This is a genomic window from Variovorax sp. EL159 (assembly GCF_900100965.1).
Taxonomy (GTDB): domain Bacteria; phylum Pseudomonadota; class Gammaproteobacteria; order Burkholderiales; family Burkholderiaceae_C; genus Variovorax.
The window spans coordinates 1,279,600-1,300,670 of record NZ_FMUJ01000001.1 but is presented as its reverse complement, the minus strand read 5'-3'; the positions used below and the strand labels follow the sequence as shown (position 1 = coordinate 1,300,670).

The following is a 21,071-nucleotide window of genomic DNA, read 5'->3' as shown; positions in this document are numbered from 1 at the left end:
GGCATTGCGAAGTACACCAAGCTGCTGGCGGAGCTGGGCACGACGCGCCGCAGCATCAGCGACCAGCCGCGCCAGACGCTGAACAAGGGGACGGTGGCGGTGGCGTTCTCGCCGAACACGGACTTCTGGACGCGGCCCGAGTTCCGCATCTACGCCACGCGGGCGAGCTGGAACAAGGCCGCGGCCGATGCCAACGCCAGCACCTTCGGCGCCAACGGCCGGCGCGCCGCGACCATCTACGGCATCCAGATGGAAGCCTGGTGGGAATGACACGCCGACCCGCTCTGGCAGAGCGCCTTTTGTTGCGCTCTCAACGCTGTCTTTCGTCCGGGAAATCACAGCGTGCCGCCCCGAGGGGCCTGCCTAAACTGCCGCCGACTCCGAATTCCAACATCACAAACGCGAGAGACAAACACATGAACACCCCCAGATTCGCCGCAGCCGCCCTTTGCCTTGCCATGGCAAGCGGCGCGGCCATGGCCCAGCAACAAAGCGTGGAGGTCCTGCACTGGTGGACCTCCGGCGGCGAGGCCGGCGCGCTCAACGTGCTCAAGGGCAATCTCGAAAAACAGGGCGTCAAGTGGAACGACATGCCCGTGGCCGGTGGCAGCGGCGAAGCCGCCATGACGGCGCTGCGTGCGCGCGTGACCTCGGGCAACCCACCCACCGCCTCGCAGATGCTGGGCTTCGACATCCTCGACTGGGGCAAGCAAGGCGTGGTGGCCGACCTCAACACGCTCGCGCAGAAAGGCGGCTGGGACAAGGTCGTGCCGCCCGCGCTCCAGAAGTTCTCGAAGTACAACGGCAAGTGGATCGCCGCGCCGGTCAACATCCACTCCACCAACTGGGTGTGGGCCAACCAGGCCGTGCTGGCCAAGGCCGGCGTGACGGCCGAGCCCAAGAACTGGGACGAGTTCATTGCCGCCGCCGAGAAGGTGCAGAAGGCCGGCTTCATCGCCATCGCCCACGGCGGCCAGCCATGGCAGGACGCCACGCTGTTCGAGAGCGTGGCCCTGGCCACCGGCGGCGTCGACTACTACCGCAAGGTCTTCATCGAGCTCGACAGCAAGACCATCGCCTCGCCGACGACAGAGAAGGTCTTCCAGCGCATGAGCCAGCTGCGCAAGCTCGTGGACAAGGACTTCTCGGGCCGCGACTGGAACGTGGCCTCGGGCATGGTGATCGGCGGCAAGGCCGGCTTCCAGGTCATGGGCGACTGGGCCAAGGGCGAGTTCGTCAACGCCAAGCAGGTGCCGGGCAAAGACTTCGCCTGCTTCCGCTTTCCGGGCACGCAGGGCGTCGTCACCTTCAACACCGACCAGTTCGTGATGTTCAAGATGAAGGACCCCGAGAAGGAAGCCGCGCAGCAGAAGCTCGCCGCCGCGATCATGGAGCCGGGCTTCCAGTCGGCCTTCAACGTGGTCAAGGGCTCGGCGCCCGCGCGCACCGACGTGCCCGACACCGCCTTCGACGCCTGCGGCAAGAAGGCCATCAAGGACGTGGCCGAGGCCAGCCATGCCAACACGCTGGTGGGCTCGATGGCACACGGCCATGCGGTGCCCGCGTCGATCAAGAACGCGTTCTACGACGTGATCACGCGCCACTTCAACGGGCAGCTCGACGACAAGAAAGCGGTGGCGGCGCTGGTGTCCGCGGCGAAGAACTGATCTTTCTTTTTCTCAAGCGCGATACCTCTCTTGAAAGCCAACCTGCTCCCCAAGCTTCTTCTGAGCCCCAGCGCCCTGCTCGTGCTGGTCTGTGTCTATGGCTACATCATGTTCACGGTCTACCTGTCGTTCACGACGTCGACCATGCTGCCCACCGCCGAGTGGGCGGGCACGGCGAACTACGAGCGGCTGCTGGGGCTGGAGAACTGGTCGGTGTCGCTGCACAACCTGGCGGTCTTCGCGGGGCTCTACATCGTCATCGCGATGGCGCTGGGCCTCGGGCTGGCCATCCTGATCGACCAGAAGATCCGTGCCGAGGGTGTGCTGCGCTCGATCTTTCTCTACCCGATGGCGCTCTCGCTGATCGTGACCGGCACGGCCTGGAAGTGGCTGCTCGACCCCGGCGTGGGCCTGGAACACACGCTGCAAAGCATGGGCTGGACCAGCTTCTCGTTCGACTGGATCAAGGACGGCGAGATGGCCATCTACTGCGTGGTCATCGCCGCCGTGTGGCAGACCTCGGGCTTCGTGATGGCGATGTTCCTGGCCGGCCTGCGCGGCGTCGACAGCGAGCAGATCAGCGCCGCGCGCGTCGATGGTGCGCGCACCTGGCAGATCTACACGCGCATCGTCATTCCGCAGCTGGGGCCGGTGTTCGTCTCGGCCTTCGTGATCCTGGCGCACATGGCCATCAAGTCGTACGACCTCGTCATTGCGCTGACCAACGGCGGCCCCGGCCGCTCGACCTGGCTGCCGTCGGTCTTCATGTACCAGTACACCTTCGCACGCAACGAAATGGCCGTGGGTGCGGCCAGCTCGGTGCTGATGCTGCTCGCGATCAGCATCGTTGTGGTGCCCTACCTGCTGCGCGAGATGCGGGGAGCCAGGAATGGCTGAGCGCACACTGCGTTTCGCGCTCTACGCGCTGCTGACCGTGATGGCACTGGTGTTCCTGATGCCGGTGTACGTGATGGTCGTCAACTCGCTGAAGCCGCTGGAAGAAATCCGCAGCGGCAACCTGATGGCGCTGCCGCTGGACTGGACCTTCGCCCCCTGGCACGCCGCATGGAGCACGGCGCAGATCGGCGTGCAGCCCACGGGGTTTAAGCCCTACTTCATCAACTCGTTCCTGCTGGTGGTGCCGGGCGTGGTGCTGTCGACGCTGATCGGCGCAGTCAACGGCTACATCCTCACGCAGTTCAAGGTTCGCGGTGCGCTCCTGCTGTTTGCGGCGATGCTGTTCTCGGTGTTCATTCCGTTCCAGATCGTGCTGATCCCGATGGCCAAGACGCTGGGCCTGCTCGGCATCGCGGGCACGGTGACGGGGCTGGTGTTCGTCAACACGGTGTATGGCATCGGCTTCACCACGCTGTTCTTTCGCAACTACTACGCGGCGTTTCCGCAGGAGCTGGTGCGCTCGGCGCGCATGGACGGCGCGGGCTTCTTCGGCGTGCTCTGGCGCATCCTGCTGCCCAACAGCACGCCGATCATCGTGGTGACGGTGATCTGGCAGTTCACCAACATCTGGAACGAATTTCTCTTCGGCGCTTCGTTCAGCGACTACAGCTCGTTCCCGATCACCGTGGCGTTGAACAACCTCGTCAACAGCTCCACGGGCGTCAAGGAATACAACGTGCACTTCGCGGGTGCCTTCATCGCCGCACTTCCAACGCTGGTCGTGTATCTGGTTTCGGGCAAGTATTTCGTGCGCGGCCTCATGGCCGGCTCGGTCAAAGGTTAGGTGAATGGCTTCTCTGGATTTGGTGGGTATCCGCAAGAGTTTCGGTTCGGTGCACATCCTGCACGACATCTCCATCGCGCTGCAGGACGGTGAATTCCTGGTTCTCGTCGGCCCTTCGGGCTGCGGCAAGAGCACGCTGATGAACATCATCGCGGGGCTGGAGGAGCCCACCGAAGGCCGGCTGCGGCTCAACGGCAGCGACATCACGCATGCCGCGCCGGCCGAGCGCAACATCTCGATGGTGTTCCAGTCGTACGCGCTCTACCCGAACATGACGGTGGCCAAGAACATCGAATTTCCGCTGGAGATGCGCAAGGTCGACAAGGCCACGCGTGCCGAGCGCGTGAAGAAGGTCGGCGAGTTGCTGCAGATCGACCACCTGATGGACCGCAAGCCGCGCCAGCTCTCGGGCGGCCAGCGCCAGCGCGTGGCCATCGGGCGCGCACTGGCGCGCGAGCCGCAGCTTTATCTTTTCGACGAGCCGCTGTCGAACCTCGACGCGCAGTTGCGGCTGGACATGCGCACCGAGATCAAGAAGCTGCACCAGCGGCTGAACGCCACCATCGTCTACGTCACGCACGACCAGATCGAGGCCATGACATTGGCCACGCGCATCGCGGTGATGAAGGGCGGCGTGCTGCAGCAGCTGGGCACGCCGCACGAGGTCTACAACCGGCCCGCGAACACCTTCGTGGCGAGCTTCATGGGCTCACCGCGGATGAACCTGCTGCGCGCGCGCATGGCCACCGAACGCCATGGCGAGCTGCGCCTTCTTTCCGCCAATGGCGGTGTGGGCGCGACGGCGATCCAGTTGCCGGCGGGGCTCTTGCCTGCAGGGCTGCAGGCCGGTGCGGAGCGCGACGTCATCGTCGGGCTGCGTGCCGAGGCGGTGGGCCTCGCGCTTCCGGGCGCGGCGCCAGGGCCCTTGCAATGCCATCTGGAAGCGCGTGTGCAGGTGGTCGAGCCCACCGGCGCCGACACGCTGGTGCTGCTCGACATCGACGGGCACGACTTCACGGCGCGCCTGCCGCCCGACGTGTCGTTGGCGACCGGCGCGCACGCGCGCTTTTCGATCGACCTGTCGAAGGTCGTGTTCTTCGATGCGGGCACGGAGCAGCTGATTGCCTAGCCAGGCCAGCCTTGCCTCGATGGCATGACAGCAGCGTGACCATTCACGCTCGGGTGCCGCTAGCGCTCCGCAATCCTTCGGCGATCCGCTCTGGCAGCGGTTCCGAGCCACGTCCGGTTGCGTAAAGTCATCGAGGCTTTACGGTTCCTTCATCAAAGAAGGTACGTCGCGGCGCCAACATCCGCGTTACCGGCTGCCAGCATCCGATGACGTCGATTCTTCGGCTGCTGCTGCCGGACCGCATGACGCAAAGGAAGAGGACCGCATGACATCCATTGCATCGCAACCCGGCGGGCATGTGCCCGCACCCCTGGACCCCGAGCAGGCGATTCCGTCGCTGGTGGCGCAGGTCTACGAATCGGCCCCCGCAGCAGAGCGCTGCCACTTGGTCGCAACGCTGTTGCGGCCACTGGGCGTACTCTCGCTCGTGGCGATCGCCAACGGCATCTTCGCGAAGATCCGGTTCCGCAACGCGGGGCAGGAGCTGAACGTGCGCGTGGACGATCTCCAGAACGTCCACGCCGCAGACATGGTGGCGCTGGTGCATCACGCCCAGCAGGTCAGCGTCGAGACCGTCGACAGCCTGGTGCACCTGCTCACCAGTTCGGGCGGACTGGCAAGCTCCGCGGCGGCCGCACTGCTGATCGGGCTGCTGGTGCAGCGCGCCCGTTCGCGGCGCAGCACGCAGACGCAGGCCGATGACGGGTCGCTGGACCCGTGCTGAGCATGCAGCACGGCCAATCCCCCACCACCGCAACCCGCGCACGGCGGGGACTTCAACACTTCCGCCTGGCGGACATCACGGTGCAGGTGCCCTTCGGGGCGACGGAAGACGCCCGCATCGGCCTGCTTCGGGCCGCGGGTGTGCCGCTGGACGAAGCGGGTGAAGTCAGCCGTGGTTTTCTGTTCGAGTGCGCGAGTCGCAAGCTCGAGTGCGATACGGTGCTGCGCTGGTTCGATGAGGGATCGATCGGGCGCATGCATGGTGCGGGTGCGGCTTCCGAGCCATTGGAACGAGAACCTGCCGCGCCGGTGTCGCAATCGCGGATGCCGTGATCGCGGATGCCGTGATTGCCCCAGGGCAGTCTCGACGGCTTCATCTGGTGATCGGCCTCTGTGGTCGCATGCGCGCTCACCTGACGGTGACAGCCGCCGGCATCGAGGGTGCCGTCAATCTCGAACGGCTGCCGTAGCACCTCTACCAGCGCCGGCCGACTGTCACTGCGCAGTGTGCGCCTCGGGCGTGAAACCTGTGTGATGGCTTGAAACCAGGTGCATGCGACGGCATGCGGAACGCCGTGCTGCGCCATGTTCGGGGTGCCCGCACCTGCGAGCCCGCAAAAGAAAAAAGCCAGCTATCGAATTGATAGCTGGCTTTTTATATCTCGCATGGCTCGGTGGTAGGACGTACTGGATTCGAACCAGTGACCAACGGATTAAAAGGCGAACACCCGGCTCTATGAAATCTCTATAGGGTTCATGCGTAACCAGTTGAATTTAAATGAGAATTCGGCTCTCATTGGGCCTTATTGGTCACCGTTGGTTCTCGTTGAAATCCATCGGTTCCGGCGTGCAAGTGTGCCAGATTTGTGCCAGAACTCGCGACGCACACGTGGCCGGCGCAGCCCCCTCGCCCTGGGTCTTTTTGAGGTACTTGACGCGTCGCGCCGTCCGCCGCAGGAAGGACCTGGCTTCGCCTGCCACCGCCATCGCCCAGCCCGAGGAGCCGATCTGTCGGAGCACGAGCTTTTGGCCGTGCTCCTCTTCCCAAATCTCCTTCTCGGGGCCGGGCTCAACGCCATGGATCTCCACAACAAGTGGTTCTAGATTAGGCGCGTGGAGCTTCTGCCACACGGCCTTGACCTCTGGGTCAATCATCTTTGGAGGGGCAGAGGCAGTCTGCTTCCATTGAGGGGCCAGCAACTTGGACTGGATCGCCGCGGCCTCGAGCTCGGAGAGTGCCGCGCGCGATTGAATTCGCTTCGCTTCTCCGGCGGCGATGGCAGCAAGTGTGTGGCCATCTCGTTTGCGATCGTCAGCGAGGAACGCTGCGCCCGCATGCGCGAGCCGCCACTCGAGTTCTGCGAAGGTGAGGCTTGGTGCGGCCTCCCGCAGGGCGGCCACGAGAGCCCGGCCTGCATCTCGCCGGGCGAGACGATCCTTGCTCATGCCCGGCGGCCGCCCCGCTCTGCCCTTTTCGGGCATCCCCACTGGGGTTCCTTCGGTTTCTTTGCAGCCTTTTTGGACCATGCTGCAATTCTGCCCGCTTCAGATGGGTTCGGATGGTTTTTTTGCGACCAATTTAGGCCGAGCGGTCGAATTTTCGCGGGTTTGGTCGGGCAAATGGAGGGACACCATTGAAGACATCAATAGCCCTAATCGAAACCATCATGACACTGAACCAGACCCCACCGCTCCCACTGGATTACCGATGCGCCTTTGAAAAACTGGGCGATAACTGCCTGATGGCCATCGATGAATTGGCGGGAATCCTGCCCGATGTGCGCACCTCGATGTCTTGGCGAAAAATCGTCTTGAAGCGGGTCCGGGCAGGACGCTTGCCGGCGCCCGTGTGCAAAACCACGCGCGGTCAGTTGTGGCGCGTTTCTGATGTTCGCGCATGGGTCCAAGGCCTCCAGGTATCTCAGACCGAGCGACGTGTAGCACCTGTCAAAGCCAAAGCGGAGTCTGCTTCTGGCCGGCGGCCTGGGCGGCCGCGCAAGACTGAAAAGGAAGCTTCGGCCTAAAAAAATGGCCAATTCTGCAGAAATTTTCGACCAACAAATTTCCGAGGAAATTATTGTTGAAAATTTTATCGAGTCATATGGTACGGTTGAATCAGCCCTAGTGACAGATCTTCGCCTTGGCGATGCCGCCGCGAGAATTGCAATTTATTTGAAAATCAAGCCGAATTTCTGGAAGGCGAATCGCGTCGATATTCAAAAAGCATTGGGTTTTGGCAAAGACAAATGGAGGGCGGCACGTAAGCAGCTCATCGAAGCGGGCTATTTTAAATGCAGAAAAATTCGGCGCGAGAACGGAAGATTTTCGCACCAAATTAGCTTTAATCCATTCGCTTGGAAGACCGCTGGCAGCTCCGCGGCGCCTCCGCACCCGGACAACGCTCCCTTGCGCTCTTCCGTTTCGCATCATGGAAAACCAGGGGCGGGTTTCCCGGCGCCGGTGGAGCCGGCGCTGGACGAGCCGGCGCCGGCCAACACGGCCCTATACCAACACCAGTCTTACCAACACCATCTTGATAAACACCAACCACCACGCGCGCGAGAGGCGCGAGAGGCGCCTGCGGCGGGTGGTGGTGGGGTGTTTCTTAAGGTGCTGAAGGCAGGCGGCCTGCCGCTTGATGACGCAGTCTTCTCCAGGCGCTTGGCAGCCACCGTCGCCGGGGCGAGGGACGAGCAGGCGCGTTGGGCTGCGGAGGTGGTCCTCGCTGCGAGGGCTAGCGGCAAAGCCGCCGACCTGATGGCCTTGGCCATAGCCATGGCCAAGAAGGCCGCCGCGGGCACGGTCACAGCGCCACCGGCGCCAGCGGCTGGGGTTGGTACCCCTGCCCCTCCCTCAAGGGCGCGGTTTGAAGGCCACAGCGCCATGCTGGACGACGGAAGAATTGTCGTCGTCGCGCCCGGCTCTGCGGGCGCGTTTTGGCGGCGCCAAGACGGCTCGCTGCTCGGAGGAACACAGGCGGCGACTCTTTGGGCTCTAGTCGATAACGGCAAATTGGATCTACGCCCCCCAGCGGCCTGACCCAAATGCACTAACGGTTAGCAATTCAGCGCGAATGGCTTTCTGTCGCCTCTTGCCGGCGTGCACAAAGGCCAAGAAAAAAGCTGAAATTGAAATCATGAAATCGGTAGTGAATTGAGATTGAGACGTCGATGATCCGGGCTCGCGCTCACTCTGCATTTCTAATTGCACTCGGTCTTTTGCGTGCTGAACCAGGTCGATTTGGGATTAGTAATCTCGATGTCAAAGACCTGCCCACGCCGCTGGATGAGTCAATCCGGCGCCTTGTTTTCTCACTCACCCCCACGGCACGCGAGAAGCTGAGGGAGTTGGTGGCGTGGGTCTTGGAGTACGACCAGGAGAAAGAGAAGCGCCGGTAGGCGCAAGGGTGGCCTTAGCCACCCCATGCCCTGCATTCAGGCGATTCTCGTCGCCTTGCCACCGAGCCGACGCCGGTAGGCGTCCGCCCGCCAACTGAATTTTCGCGGGTTTGGTCGCGTGCTCGGCTGAGCACCATTGGGGGCATGAGTACCCCACAGCCAGAACACACAAGTGACACCAAACGACCCGCTGCGCGGTTCGTTTGGTGCCCCTCGTGCTCTGGCAAGGGCTCTGCCCTTGAACCCGTTATGCAGCCCGCGCAGCGGTCTGCCGTCGGCTGCGCCGACGCCTCTGGAAACTGTCACCCATGAGCCGTCCACCCAAGCCTGGCGGCCCGTTTGACGCTCACCTCACCCTCCGCCTGCCCACCGAAGACCGTGCCGCTTGGCGAGCAGCCGCGGCCGCCGCGAACCTTGGCGTCTCGGACTGGCTTCGCAGTCAGGTGGCTGCCGCCGCGTCCGTGCCCGGCGCTTTCACAGGCCGGGGCGCACGTCGTCGGCAGGCTGCACCGGTTGACGCGCGCCTCCTTTGGCTCGCGAGCAACTTGGCCTCAAACACCAACCAGTTGGCCAGGGCCTGCAATACCGCTGTCGCTACTGGCGCCCCGTTTCAACTAGTCCAGGTGCTCGAGGAGTTGCGCCGAATCCAGGACGCCGCGCACGAGTTTTTCAAATGAATCAGAAAAAACCGGATGAGTCTGTGGAAGTTTTCAAAGGGAGATGGCGAGCGCGGCGCTGCGAGCGACGCGCGCTCGCCAAAATTGGCAGTCGCATATCTCTCGAATGCCAGAGAAAAAAACGGGAAAGGAGATTTGAGGCATTCGGTTCGAATTATGGAAGGCTCGGCCGAAGAATTTCTTGGCATTTGCAATCAGCTCGATCATCTGAAGAAAAAATACAAATCTTTCATCAACTCTTTTGCAGAGGAAGATGCACCGAGCGACGAGGAGATTCAAGAAGAAATTGCACGCTGGAGATCAATCGCATTTGCAGGATTGGAGCCGGGATCGGTTTCTTGCTTCGCCGTGCTCCACGAATCTATATCGGATGCTGGCCGAATTCGAAGAGATCTTCATATCCTTTCCCCCCGCTGCCACATCAACTCGAGTGGCCAAATTCGTGCGCTGAACATTTGCCATTCGAAAACGGCGCTGCGGGCTTTCGCCCTGGCTCAAGACATCGCAAATGCGGAGCGTGGATGGTCATCGCCTTCGGACCCGGCTCGTGCTCGGCTCGTCCGCCCGGTCGGGCCTGCCGCCCCGTTCGAGGACGCAGCGCTAATCCGGGCTGGCCTACAGCCCGGGCGCCGGGCGGAGAACCAGATTTCAGACTGGCTGACCCGTGGGGTGCAGGCCGGAAAAATCCGCTCCAGGCAGGACTTGGTGCAGGCGCTGTCGACGCTGGGCGAAGTGACCCGACAGGGCGAGGACTACATCTCTGTCCTGCTGCCTGGGCGCGAGCGGGCCATGCGATTGCGGGGTCTTCTATATGACAAAAAGCTCGACCCCGCCCGAATCGTCGAACGACTTCAGTTACCTAGACACGCTGGAATGGCCGAGCGCAGTTCCCTCTGGCGCGGCTCAGAGCCAGACGCCGCCAGAGCAGCAGCCGCAGCGGCCGAACTCGCTCCTCTTATCGCCGCGCGAGCCCGCTACCACCGGGCCAGATACGGCCAGCCCGTCGTCGACCAGTTCGATGGAAACGCAGATCGCGCGCCAGGCGAAGGCGCTGGTCGAGCTCAATCAACAGCTCGGCCAGGTCATGGGCAAGACCAGGACGCTCGGCACCCTTCTCGATCAGACGACGGAACGGATGGCGACGGCTCTTCAAACGCATGGGCAAGCTCTTCGCGCGTCCATCGAGTTGACCGAGGGGCAAGCCAGGGACGACTTGCGGCAAGCCCATCAGCGCCTGCGCAAGGCCCTGCTCTTGGCCGTGGTCATGCCGATCGCGGTGACGGTGACGACGTGCGCCCTGATCGCCGTGGCCGCCTGGAGTTGGGCCCAGATGCAGATCTCAGCCGTTCGCGCCGCACACGCACAGGAGCCGATCCGACCAAGCCCTCCAAGCCCACCTCCAAGCGTAAGGCGCAGCAGATGACGACACCCAGTGTCATCGACCAACTGTTGGAGCGGGCGCAGGCCCGCGCCGCCAATGAGTTTCACCACCAGCATCAACCAAAGGAGCTCCCGATGCCCACCACGCCCCCAGTCCCGCCCGTTTCGCCTCAATCCAACCCGACCCCGGCACCCGCACCGACTGCAGCAGAGGCGCCGCGCCCCAGCCTGCGCGACTCGTTGCGGTTCGATGGGGTCCCGATGAAGAAGAGCGCCACCGCTGCGGCCGCAGCCGGCACCAGCGGCAGCGGTGTCGACGCCGACCGTCCGCGGCCTCCGCTCAAGACCGAGCGTAGCGAACTCGCCGCGCCTGAAGCTTGGCCAAGCGGGTTGCTCGAAAAGCTCATCGAAGGTTTCCGCCGGGTCCTCGCTGCGATCGCGTCATTCTTTGTTGCTCGACCGACCCCGGCCGGCGCCGTGCAGACCCTCGAGCCCGATACCGATTCCGATCCGCGCGAAGAAGAGCTTCGCGCCCTGCGCAGTGAGGTGCAAGAGCTCAAACAAACGCTCGCTCGCTATCGCAAAGCCGCAGAGGCCGCCGGCGTCAGCCTGGACAACGCGCTCGCAGTGCAAGACGTGACCGAGACCGCTTTGGGTCGTGCTTCGAGGGCACTTGAGCTTGACCGTCAACGTGACTTGCTTCGCAATGAGAAGGAGAGCAAGGCGCTACCTGGAGACGCTCAACTGACTGAGCTGGCCGCGGCGAACCTCAAGTTGGCGCAGGCGGAGCACGGGCGCGATGACGTGATGGCTCTGGGCCAGGAGGCAGTGGCAGCAGCCAACAAGGCCAAGGCATGGGCAACGGTGAAATCCGTGGGCGCGGCGGGATCAATCGCTCACGCTCTCGTGGGAGAGCAACTGTTCCTTCAGAAGGCCATTGGCGAGGTCCTGGATGAGCAGGAGCAGCAGACCATCTCCGATCGCGAACATGTCGCTCAGGAGCAGGACATCGGTCCTGATCAGGCGCCGTCGGTGCTCGATGTCACCGACGCTAAGCGCGCCAATGAGCTCCGCGCGCAATTTTTGGCCGCGTCGCGTCGGTTGCGGCTTCTCCACTCAAACGAGGTGCACCACGTCCCGCCGCACGAACAGGAGGCCTTCCAAGCTTTGCCAGTCGGTTCCGCGCGGATGCAATTTATCAAGGACCACGACGAGAAAATCAAGCAAGAGAAGGCTGCGCTCGAGGAGGCTATTCAGGATGCGGCGCTCGCGCGGAACCAGGCCGCCGCTCAGTTGTGGCCCGACGAACTGGATGAAGCCGACGCCGACGATGACACCACTCATGAGCGTCCGGGTCGAGCATGAACCACCGCGTGGCCACGGATCTTGAGAAGGTTGGGGCACTGGCACTGGCACTGCCGGTGCCAGTCTTCCAGGTGCAGCCCGCACCCCGAGCCGTGGCCGGCTGGGTGACCAGGGTGCTCGCACCCGTGGTCGGGGCGTGCCGCTTCCGCTACACGTACCCGATCGAGCTCAGGCCGACTGGGTGCTGGGACGGCTGGGCACTCGCCCCGGAATACGCGCCCGACAGGCGCGTCAGTGTCAGCAACCGCATGCTTTACCGTTCGCCGCGCGCCCTGGTCACCATTTTTTTGCATGAGGTCGCGCACCAGCTCGTTGGCGCCGATCACGACCACGACGCGGCATTCTTTGCTACGAACTTAATGCTGTTGCTACGGGTCCGCGAGTCGGTCAACGCCGACGTCGTGCCCGCCGGCGGCGCACTGGCTGACATGGGCCTTTATGACATTCAGGCCCCGCCCGTTGAGCTGCAGCGCGAGCCGGATGCGGGCGTTGGCCGAGCCGTTTCTTGGGCTATCAGCGTGGCGCATGAGTTCGCGCCGCAGGCGATGACTGCAGAGGACGCGGCTGCAGAAATTCGCGCCCGCTACGCGGCTTGGATCGCTCAGCTTGCAGCAGCTCCAGCCACCGCTGCTGCTGCTCGCGCCCAGGCCGCCGCCGGAGCGGCGGTGGCCCGCAGTGAGCTTCGGCGAGCAAACGCATTGCTTCGCACCCGCACCATTTCTCTGGGAGTCGCCGGCCTCTTTGTTCTGGTCGAGGCATTCCTGGTCATCAAGCTCGGGTTGGCCGGGGGCTGATCGTGACCAGCCGATCCTTCGGACAAGGTTCGGACAAGTTCTCGGCTGGACGCACCTTGTCCGAACGATCGGCCAAGGGGACTTGTCCGAACTTTGTCCGAACCTCGTACGAACTGCACTGCCGTCAGTGGTGCAGTGCGCTCGGCGCGTGGCCGTTGGCCGAAGGATGGTTGAGACTTCGGACAAGTCGGGTGTTGGATTGCGTGGTTGTGGACCACATGGCCGAAGCTTCGGACGACATTCGGCAAGTCCCTTTTGGCGCGTCTGCTTCGCCGACCGGGCTCTGGCCCTTCGGGTCGAGCCGCCGATGGCGTCTCGATCGCGGCCATGCCACGACTAACGATCCCTCGCGCACGCTCCAGGGGCTGTCCTGCGGACCGCCCCGCCGCAAGGCGCCCCAGGAGAGCGCTACCGCTGCGCGGAAGCGCGCCGGTGCTGCGCCCGGCAGCTCGCCTTCGGCTCGATGCGCTGCGCGCAATCAGTTCCTCCGCCGCCTGCTGCGCGACGGCGGAGAAAGGTGCCCCGGGCCGGGTGGCCCGGTCGGGGGTCTTTCGGCAAGTGTTGTTCTCGGGCGGCCTACGGCCTTGTCCTGTTGCGCTCCGCCGTGCTCACTCGGTCCCCGGCCTGCGGCCGGGGCTGCGACTTCCGCGCGGCGGCACTCCACAGGCCACCGCGAACCACCCATGCCTCGCCCCCCGCCGGCCCCCCCGCCCCGGGGGACGCAGGTGAAACAGCCAAACAGCCTGCCCCTTGCGGGGCGAAAACGCCGCGTTGCGGCAGAAAGGAAGCCAGTTCATGAGTGACTACCTCAATCGATTCCAGGCGCAAACGAGGCGCAAGGCCGATTCCGAGCTTATCCGCCGCTGGGAATGGGACGCCCGTTTTCACGGCGACGAGAACATCAAGCGTCAAGCGTCCAACGCCAAGCGCACCGCGACATCGATGCGGAAGGCCTGCGAGCAGTTCAGCAATGTGAAGCCAGAACACGAGCTGGCAGTTAAAGCGGCGGCAAGCGCCTTGCGCTCGATGGCGGCGGAGCTTGAGCTGCTGGCGGCTTGGGCTAAGGACTACCACGCCTTCTGTGCTGCTGAGCGGAAGAAGGAAGAGGCGTCCGAGCTCGAGGCGCTCGCGCACGCGCGCTGGGGCCACGACGATGCGGCGCTGAAGTTCGAGTGCGATTTATTCGCCGAGTTGGGAACTGTAGAGGGGCAACTGACCTTTGCGAACTGGTGCCACGCCGCAGGCAAGCACCTGGACTGCAAGGTCGAGGAAATCAGCTGCAACGTCCAGGGATTACTGCCAGGCCCGACGGATCGAATCAGAGCGGCCCTCACGGTAAAGCAAGGCATGGACAGGAGGACGGCCAACAAGTGGGTTGGCTGGCGTGGCCAGACAACGGTGATCTGCGGTTGGCCCGACTACCAAGCGTATCTGGCGTACCGCAGGGAAGTGGCGAGCACTTCAGCGCGCATCGTTCAGATGGCGGCCGGCTTCAACTGAAGCGTGAACACAACTACGAACGAGGAGAGAACGACATGGACAACAGCAACGAAAGCTACAGCCTGGACACGATCTGCGGGACGGGGGCTGACTGGGCGGAGCTCGAAGCCCGACATACCGAGTGGTACGACACGTTCGAGGCCGGCCCCTGGAACATGACCCGTGCCGAGCTCGAGGCGCTTGCGAAGACCGCTCCGAACGGCTTCAGCCGCGGCCTGGCGTACGCCTGGCTGGCGGCCAGGCAGGACGTGGCCAACCAGGCCCAAGTCCCCTTCCTTTGATTTCTTTGAGGACGCCAACATCATGAACGCCCCCCTGACCCCCTACGAACGGAATGCCCGCCGGCAGGCCTGGCTCGCGTTCCAGGCTCAGCTTGCTCACCTCGACGCACGCCTGGCTCGCATCGACTGCGCCGTGGGTGCACTTGAAGCCGAGCAGCGCCAACGACGGCGCGCACAGGCCCAAGCCGCACGAGCAGCCGCGGCGGCACACCAGCGTGAATATGAGTCTGCCCAGGCGGCGCGGCAGCAGCGCATGGCGGGCGGCCTGACCACGGCCTTCCTACTCGGCGCGGGAGCCGTCGTGTCTGGGGCCTCGATGCGCCACCCGATGGGGCTGCGCGAGCTCGATTGAGCTCGGGGCCCAACCAATTTCAACAACCAGTTTTTCGATTCCAGATTTTCAACTCATCATGCAAACCAAAAATAAGTTTCCCCAATTCCCCAGCGCGATCGCGCTTGCTGCGGCAGCCCTCGTTCTCCTCTCGGCCTGCGGTGGTGGAGGAGGTGGCGGCGGTGGTGGCATTCCGCTGATCGGCATCGCCCCGCCGCCTGCACCGGACACCGGCACTCCGACGAATCCGCCAGTCCAGCCGCCCGTTGCCCCGCCGCCGGCGCAGCCAGGTACCGACGATCCCTCGACAGGCGATACCGCCTCGAGCATCGTCACGTCGGTGCCGGCGCCGACCTATGCTGTGGGCTCCGAGGAGCTGGCCGCCTTCAACCTGCTGAATGCCGAGCGAAGCCGTTGCGGCTTCGGTCTGTTGGCACAGAACGCTCACTTGGACATTGCCGCGGCTGGCCACGCCAATTTCCAACTGGTCAACAACCTGGTGGGCCACTTCCAGGACGACGCCAAACCCGCATTCACAGGCGTGACGCCTGCCGACCGCGCCAATGCGGCAGGCTATGGCCGCGGCCTGGTGCTCGACGATTTCGCAAACGCGACCGGCGCGAAGGCCAACGTGCTTGGCCCTACGGAATTCGCCCCGCAGGGGCGCGGCGTTGCGGCAGTTCGAAGTCTCCTGAGTGCGCCGTATCACGCTCTCGACTTGCTGTCGCCGCAGCTCGACGTCGGGTTTTCAATCATGAGCTCCGACTTGGTCGGCACCACAGCCAACTTCGGCCCGCGCGCAATCACGCAGATCGCCACCGGGATTGCGCTGGGCCAGTTCTCTCAGAAGCCTGATGGTGCCGCGGTGCAGACCTATCCGTGCGATGGCACCACGGGTACGGCCTACCAGCTCAAGAACGAGCAGCCGAACCCAGTTCCAGGCCGCGATCTGTCGACCGCCCCTGTGGGCCAACCGATCGTTGTGGCTGTGCGCGTCGGCCAGTTGCTCACCATCAGCTCAGCCACGATGGTGAAGAAGTCGGATGGCTCACCGGTCATCCTGCGCGCGCCGATGGTGCGCGCGAATGATCCCAACTTCCTGGTCGACCCGAGCCGCGCCATCATCCTGCCGGATCAGCCGCTCGAGCCGAACATGGAGTACACCGTGACGGTCTCGGGGACGAACACCACCATGGCCGACTTCAACAACGGTGACCCAATCAGTACAGGCACTAACCCTGCGATCACATCGAACTTGACGGGTGAGTTCTCGAAGTCCTTCATGTTCAGGACCGGCAACTGAGCGGCCCGACGGAAAAAGGCACTGAAAAGGCCCCCTCGCAACTTAGGCACGCCACGGTGGAAGCCCTGCGGTATGCTGGAGGAGTCCCTGGCGGGACTCATGGAGGAGATGAGGCGATGCGGTTGCAAAAAGCAAGGGTCACCAACTATCGGGGCATCATCGACACCGGTTGGTTTGAGATAGAGAAAGCCAAAACCATCATGGTCGGCCCCAATGAGGCGGGGAAAACGGCAGTTCTTCAGGCTCTACAACAAATCAACCCGCCTCCGGAGGCCGCAAAGTTTGACGCGTTGCGTGATTACCCGCGCTCCAACTACAACGACATCACCACTCAGCGGGTTGATCCCAAAGGCGTTACGGTCGTTCAAGTGGAATTCGAACTTGACGATGGGGATCGCGCCGCCGTTCCCGAATCGATGCGCAATGTACGGTACGCATTTGGAAGAAGGCTGGATAACACCGGTTGGCACGCCTTACGCGACGCCCCTGCATTGCCCACTTATTCAGCAATCTCCAAGGACCTCGCTCGTCTTTGCGCCCATATCGACCCGCGCGCTGAAGCTGCGACGCCGGGCGGCCCGACTCCGAGTGCCGGCCTGGCAGCGATTACGAACGGCTGGGTGCCGACCACCATCATCGAAGGACAGCGAGCTGTGGCCCTCAAGGGCTGGCTGGATACGGCACTCGTGCTGGTCGATGAAAGCAACGAGATCGAAGAAAAGCGTCTCGATGGCCTCTCCCTGAGCGCCACCGCCCACCTCGACCATGCCACGGCGTTGAAGGCATTGGAAAGTCGAATCCCAGTCTTTGTGTTGTTTAACAACTACTTTCGGGTCAAACCGCTGATCCAGCTCGATCACTTGGCCCAGCGCTTGGCAAGTAACGTATTGGATGACGACCAGTACGACTACGGAAACGTCTGTTTGCTCAAGCTGCTGGGCTTCACCGCACAGCAACTATCAGACTTGGGAAAGGCGGCGGCACCTCCGGCAAACAATCCCGCAGCCCTCCAAACCTATCGCGATCAACTGGACATGCGCAGCTATCAGCTGAATGCGGCTAGCGTGCAGTTGACCAACGAAATTCGATCTGTGTGGCGGCCACGCGAAGGACGCGCCGAAGCAGACAACCTTCGCATACAGGCGGATGGGCAATACGTCAAAGTGGTTGTGGAGGACGAACTTGGCGCGCAGATCGAATTGCATCAGCGATCTGAAGGCTTTCAATGGCTCGTTTCGTTTTTCGTTGTGTTCTTCGCGGAGGCTGCAGGCAAACACAAGAATGCGATCCTGCTGCTTGACGAACCCGGCCTTTCTCTTCATGGGCTGAAGCAAAGGGAGTTTCGTTCGACCATCAGCCGTCTGTCCGAAGGCAATCAAACTATCTACACCACTCACTCTCCGTTCTTGGTTGGCCCCGACGAACTGGACTTGGTCAGAGTGGTTGAAATGACCGATCGCAAAGCCGGCACGAAGGTTCACACCACCGTTGCCTCGGGCGATCCAGCGGCGCTTCTGCCACTGCAAGAAGCGCTCGGCTACGACTTGGCACAGAGCCTGTTTACTCAGGAGCGAAATCTAGTGTTGGAGGGGCTGACCGACTACTGGTACGTCGAGGCGACTGCGGCTTTGCTGCGCGAGGCAAAGCTAGTTCAGTTGAATGAAAAAATCGCCTTGATTCCGGCCGCCAGCGCTGGGAAGGTGGTTTACTACGCCACCATTTTGTATGCGCAAAACTTCAAGGTGGTGGCCCTTTTGGATTCGGATTCTGCCGGCGACCAAGCCGCCCGTCAGGATACGCTGGTCCACACGCTGGGCAATCGTGGAATCCTGCGGACAAAGGACGCGTATTCCGGCACCGTCGCAAAGCCGGAGATTGAAGACTTGCTGCGCGACACTCTTGTCAAGATCGCCAAAGACGCGCTGTCTATCGATGTCTCAGTTGCGGCTGAAGCTCAACCAAATCGTCCCATCATTGATCTGCTCGAATCCGCTGATAGCAGCTTTTCGAAGTACAAGCTGGCCAAAGAATACGTTCGATGGTCTCGGGACCATACCAGTGACGATCTGACCGATGTCGAACGTGATCAATTCAAAGTTTTGATCGAGAAGATCAACAAGGCCTTGAAGTAGCTGGTCGACCTCTCGATTCAGCCCACCTGCAGCCAGGCCCCTCGTCGCTTCGATGTCGGCCAAGCGCGAAAATTGACAGGGAGAATTGAGGCGACGGCGCCCGAGGCGCGCAGGTTGAGCGTCAATCGACTCGCTTCTCAGCGCGATGCCTCGACGCCGACTGCGACACGAGGAGTGATTCGAGCCCGCACTTGCTCATAGATTGGCAGTGCAACTCCCTCGGCGACTTCTAGCGAAACGCAAAGTGCGAATTCGACGGGATTGTCGAGCCGGCCGGCATCGGCAAGGCAGTTCACCCGAATCACTAGATTCTGCCCAGGAATCACTGGCACCGCGCCCTCACCCTCGAAGGTTTCGTGCTGCAAGGTCCCGAGCTGAAGCTGGCGAGCTTCACCTTCGAGGCGCGTTAAGCGCAAAGGGTCGTCGGGCAGGTCAACCCACAGCCGTGCAGTTCGGTACTTGGAGTGCCGCGCATTCGGGGGGGTGAACCACGACAATGTGACGGTGAGCCTTCGCTTAACGAGGGTCGCATTAAGTGCTTCCGGAACAGGGACGCGGAACTCCCATGCCTTCTCGTTGCGCAGTTCACCGACGCCTAGCATGGTCGCCCGTTGCTCCGTGCAGGTTAGTGCTCGATCGACGTCGGCTACACCGTAACCGGCATAACGGCTCACGAGACGGCGCTGCGCATGCCAGTGGACAACGTCCGGTCGCGCGGCTAGCACTTGGTCTTCGATGTTCCCGAGACTCGCCCCGTGAGCTAACAGGGCCTTGATCATCACGGCGTCGTAGCGGCTCGGAAGTCCGTTTGGGTTGCCGGCGCGTAGCGCTTCCAGCACACCAAATGTTTGCGCTGCCCAGCGCGTGGCCAGCGCCGCCGCATTACTGGTTCCGCGCGTATAGATCGTGTCCCCCGCAGCATCCATGGGCACGGCGACGCGCTGCCCTGGTGGTTGAGGCGTATGCCAGACGCCACTGAGATGAGTCTCGGCCGGCGGTGAGACAGGACGCTCGCGGTAGAGGGCACGTCCACCAGGCAACAGAATCTCGGGTTTTATCGCCCGCCGAAATCCGGGCCCGATGCAGGAGTACGGCGCAATGCCGTACTCCGGGAACAAGGCATAGCGTCCTGGGACTGTCGCGAAGGTCGATCCGTCGCTGTAGGAGGCGCCCACTGTAAGCGCATTGACGGATTCCGCCGGCGCCAGCAGGCGGCGGTGCATGTCCTGCTGCACGAGCGCCAGCATCGACGCAGAAGCCTGCGCTTCGCGGGTCAGATTCTGCAGCGATTCTCGGGCCACGTTGAGAACGAGATCGTCGGCCCGGTTGCCACTGCTGACGACGAAAAGCACCTTGTACTTGTATGACAGCCAATCCAGGAGACGGGCCCATGGAGACAGATCGCCCGCGAACGGGCGGTACCTGTCGCCCACGGACAGATTGATGACGCGTACCGTCGGGGCCGCAGGCGGCACACCTGGGGCCCCTTCAAAGATACGACGCACTGCTACGTGCACGAGATCCACCAACAGGCGATCGTCCGGTGTGCATTCCTCTCGCGGATTGCTGTTGGGATCGGGTCGCAGGATGGGGCGCACATAAATAGGCGCGCTCAGTGGGGCTCCGGCCGCGTCGAGTTCGCCCCAGGCGATCAACGATGCCATCGCCGTGCCGTGGACGCGCTCGGCGGCCGGATAGGCCTCCGCCCATTGGTCGGGATCGTCAACGATCAGCCTCCCCTGCAGGCGAGCATGGTTGGCCAACGGAAGTCCGTCCAACATGGCGACGACCGGAGCACCGGAGACTCGCTGCTGGGGCACCGCCAAGTCGGGCAAGCGCGCGGCTCCATCGCCGGCGCGTGCCGAGGCCTGCCCCCTCGGGCGCATGAACATTACTCGCTCAGATCGGAGCAACGGCGGCGCCGCCGCGCCCAGTAGCAGATGGACTCCCTGCGCAGGCACTTCAACCAAGAACCCGTGGTAGGCAATGTCGAGGATCAGCCGCTCGTCTAGGACCCGTCCTCCAAGTTCACCGACCAGTGCACGCACTTCAGTGGAGGAGGCGGTGTTCTTGACTGGAGACGAGAAACACCATGCCTCGATCTCGAACTTTAATGACGCCGCGCCGGTCTCCAAACGGAAGCGCCACGCTTGGCGTAGCTCATCTCCGAGCCGGTCTTGTGGCCCCCAGAACCGCACCTCCTTTAGATGGAGGAACAACCCTTTCCAAGCACTGAGTCCCTTGCCGAGGTCGCTGGTCGGCTCAGATCGGTAGAGCTCCCACAATCGCACGACCTCCTCGAGCGCTTGCCGGTTGCTGCCCATCAGAAACAGCTTCCCACTGAGCGCCTTGTCTGCGTCTTGAGTGGAATAGAAATCCTCGTCTGGCTCGACTTGCGCCTCAATCATCGCCGCCAGCCATTCCAGACCCGGGATGCGTTCCGCCGAAGAGATAAAGTCGTTGACGGCCCCAACGGTTACGAAGACGACAACGAGGTCTGGATCGCTGTTTTGCGCGCTTGCCTGCAACTCCAGACGACGAGCATCAAAAGCAGCTTGCAGTGACTGAAATCGTGGTGCTAGTCGCTCGGCCTGGCGCGCATGTCCTGGGACATGAAGCGTGGGACGCATCTTGGAGCCAGCTTGCCGCT

General features: G+C 62.9%; 19 protein-coding genes. 17 read left to right on the top strand and 2 right to left on the bottom strand.

What is annotated here, in order from left to right; genetic code table 11:
• From BLQ28_RS06135 to BLQ28_RS06105, 7 genes are all read left to right on the top strand, one after another.
• Window positions 1-270: carbohydrate porin (locus BLQ28_RS06135; RefSeq protein ID WP_143012432.1), on the top strand; the 270-nt coding region annotated here is incomplete at its 5' end.
• Window positions 271-416: 146 nt separating this feature from the next.
• Window positions 417-1,667: an ABC transporter substrate-binding protein gene (locus BLQ28_RS06130; RefSeq protein WP_093237623.1), complete on the top strand. Its 1,251-nt coding sequence runs from the start codon at window positions 417-419 to the stop codon at window positions 1,665-1,667.
• Between the two features lie 30 nt (window positions 1,668-1,697).
• Window positions 1,698-2,564 (top strand): carbohydrate ABC transporter permease, encoded by an 867-nt coding sequence (locus BLQ28_RS06125; RefSeq protein ID WP_093237622.1) that lies wholly within the window; start codon window positions 1,698-1,700, stop codon window positions 2,562-2,564.
• A complete protein-coding gene (locus BLQ28_RS06120; RefSeq protein WP_093237620.1) occupies window positions 2,557-3,408 on the top strand; it encodes a carbohydrate ABC transporter permease in 852 nt (283 codons plus the stop codon). Before BLQ28_RS06125 ends, BLQ28_RS06120 begins: the two co-directional genes overlap by 8 nt.
• Window positions 3,409-3,412: 4 nt before the next feature.
• Window positions 3,413-4,537 carry an ABC transporter ATP-binding protein gene (locus tag BLQ28_RS06115; protein ID WP_093237619.1) on the top strand — a complete coding sequence of 375 codons (1,125 nt, stop codon included), beginning with the start codon at window positions 3,413-3,415 and terminating at the stop codon, window positions 4,535-4,537.
• 265 nt (window positions 4,538-4,802) lie between these two features.
• Window positions 4,803-5,261, top strand: a complete 459-nt coding sequence (locus BLQ28_RS06110; protein ID WP_093237617.1) for a hypothetical protein — start codon at window positions 4,803-4,805, stop codon at window positions 5,259-5,261.
• Window positions 5,262-5,263: 2 nt separating this feature from the next.
• Window positions 5,264-5,593 (top strand): hypothetical protein, encoded by a 330-nt coding sequence (locus BLQ28_RS06105; protein ID WP_143012431.1) that lies wholly within the window; start codon window positions 5,264-5,266, stop codon window positions 5,591-5,593.
• Window positions 5,594-6,070: 477 nt separating this feature from the next.
• On the opposite strand, the gene BLQ28_RS06100 is transcribed toward BLQ28_RS06105, so the two are convergent.
• Window positions 6,071-6,787, bottom strand: coding sequence for a hypothetical protein (locus BLQ28_RS06100; RefSeq protein WP_143012430.1), 717 nt, complete (start codon window positions 6,785-6,787; stop codon window positions 6,071-6,073).
• A gap of 140 nt (window positions 6,788-6,927) precedes the next feature.
• Here BLQ28_RS06100 and BLQ28_RS32500 point away from each other — a divergent pair, with 140 nt between their 5' ends.
• The 10 genes from BLQ28_RS32500 to BLQ28_RS06045 all read left to right on the top strand — a co-directional run bounded on the left by BLQ28_RS32500 (window position 6,928) and on the right by BLQ28_RS06045 (window position 18,421).
• On the top strand, window positions 6,928-7,284 hold the full coding sequence (locus BLQ28_RS32500; RefSeq protein ID WP_176801019.1) for a hypothetical protein: 357 nt from the start codon (window positions 6,928-6,930) through the stop codon (window positions 7,282-7,284).
• 4 nt (window positions 7,285-7,288) lie between these two features.
• A complete protein-coding gene (locus BLQ28_RS32495) occupies window positions 7,289-8,299 on the top strand; it encodes a hypothetical protein (RefSeq protein WP_143012428.1) in 1,011 nt (336 codons plus the stop codon).
• 2,054 nt (window positions 8,300-10,353) lie between these two features.
• Window positions 10,354-10,758: a hypothetical protein gene (locus BLQ28_RS06080; RefSeq protein ID WP_143012427.1), complete on the top strand. Its 405-nt coding sequence runs from the start codon at window positions 10,354-10,356 to the stop codon at window positions 10,756-10,758.
• Window positions 10,755-12,080, top strand: coding sequence for a hypothetical protein (locus BLQ28_RS06075; protein WP_093237609.1), 1,326 nt, complete (start codon window positions 10,755-10,757; stop codon window positions 12,078-12,080). Before BLQ28_RS06080 ends, BLQ28_RS06075 begins: the two co-directional genes overlap by 4 nt.
• Window positions 12,077-12,874, top strand: a complete 798-nt coding sequence (locus BLQ28_RS06070) for a hypothetical protein (protein ID WP_093237608.1) — start codon at window positions 12,077-12,079, stop codon at window positions 12,872-12,874. The genes BLQ28_RS06075 and BLQ28_RS06070 overlap by 4 nt, the downstream gene beginning before the upstream one ends.
• Before the next feature lie 795 nt (window positions 12,875-13,669).
• Window positions 13,670-14,374 carry a hypothetical protein gene (locus BLQ28_RS06065; protein WP_093237607.1) on the top strand — a complete coding sequence of 235 codons (705 nt, stop codon included), beginning with the start codon at window positions 13,670-13,672 and terminating at the stop codon, window positions 14,372-14,374.
• 35 nt (window positions 14,375-14,409) lie between these two features.
• Window positions 14,410-14,655 carry a hypothetical protein gene (locus tag BLQ28_RS06060; protein WP_093237606.1) on the top strand — a complete coding sequence of 82 codons (246 nt, stop codon included), beginning with the start codon at window positions 14,410-14,412 and terminating at the stop codon, window positions 14,653-14,655.
• A 22-nt stretch (window positions 14,656-14,677) separates the two neighbouring features.
• Entirely contained in the window at window positions 14,678-15,007 is a 330-nt protein-coding gene (locus BLQ28_RS06055; RefSeq protein WP_093237605.1) for a hypothetical protein, read from the top strand.
• A gap of 58 nt (window positions 15,008-15,065) precedes the next feature.
• Window positions 15,066-16,289, top strand: a complete 1,224-nt coding sequence (locus tag BLQ28_RS06050; protein WP_143012426.1) for a CAP domain-containing protein — start codon at window positions 15,066-15,068, stop codon at window positions 16,287-16,289.
• Between the two features lie 116 nt (window positions 16,290-16,405).
• On the top strand, window positions 16,406-18,421 hold the full coding sequence (locus tag BLQ28_RS06045; RefSeq protein ID WP_093237603.1) for an AAA family ATPase: 2,016 nt from the start codon (window positions 16,406-16,408) through the stop codon (window positions 18,419-18,421).
• A 137-nt stretch (window positions 18,422-18,558) separates the two neighbouring features.
• Here BLQ28_RS06045 and BLQ28_RS06040 read toward each other — a convergent pair whose 3' ends face one another.
• Complete coding sequence (locus BLQ28_RS06040) at window positions 18,559-21,051, bottom strand: S8 family peptidase (protein WP_093237754.1); 2,493 nt, start codon at window positions 21,049-21,051, stop codon at window positions 18,559-18,561.
• Between the last annotated feature and the right edge of the window lie 20 nt (window positions 21,052-21,071).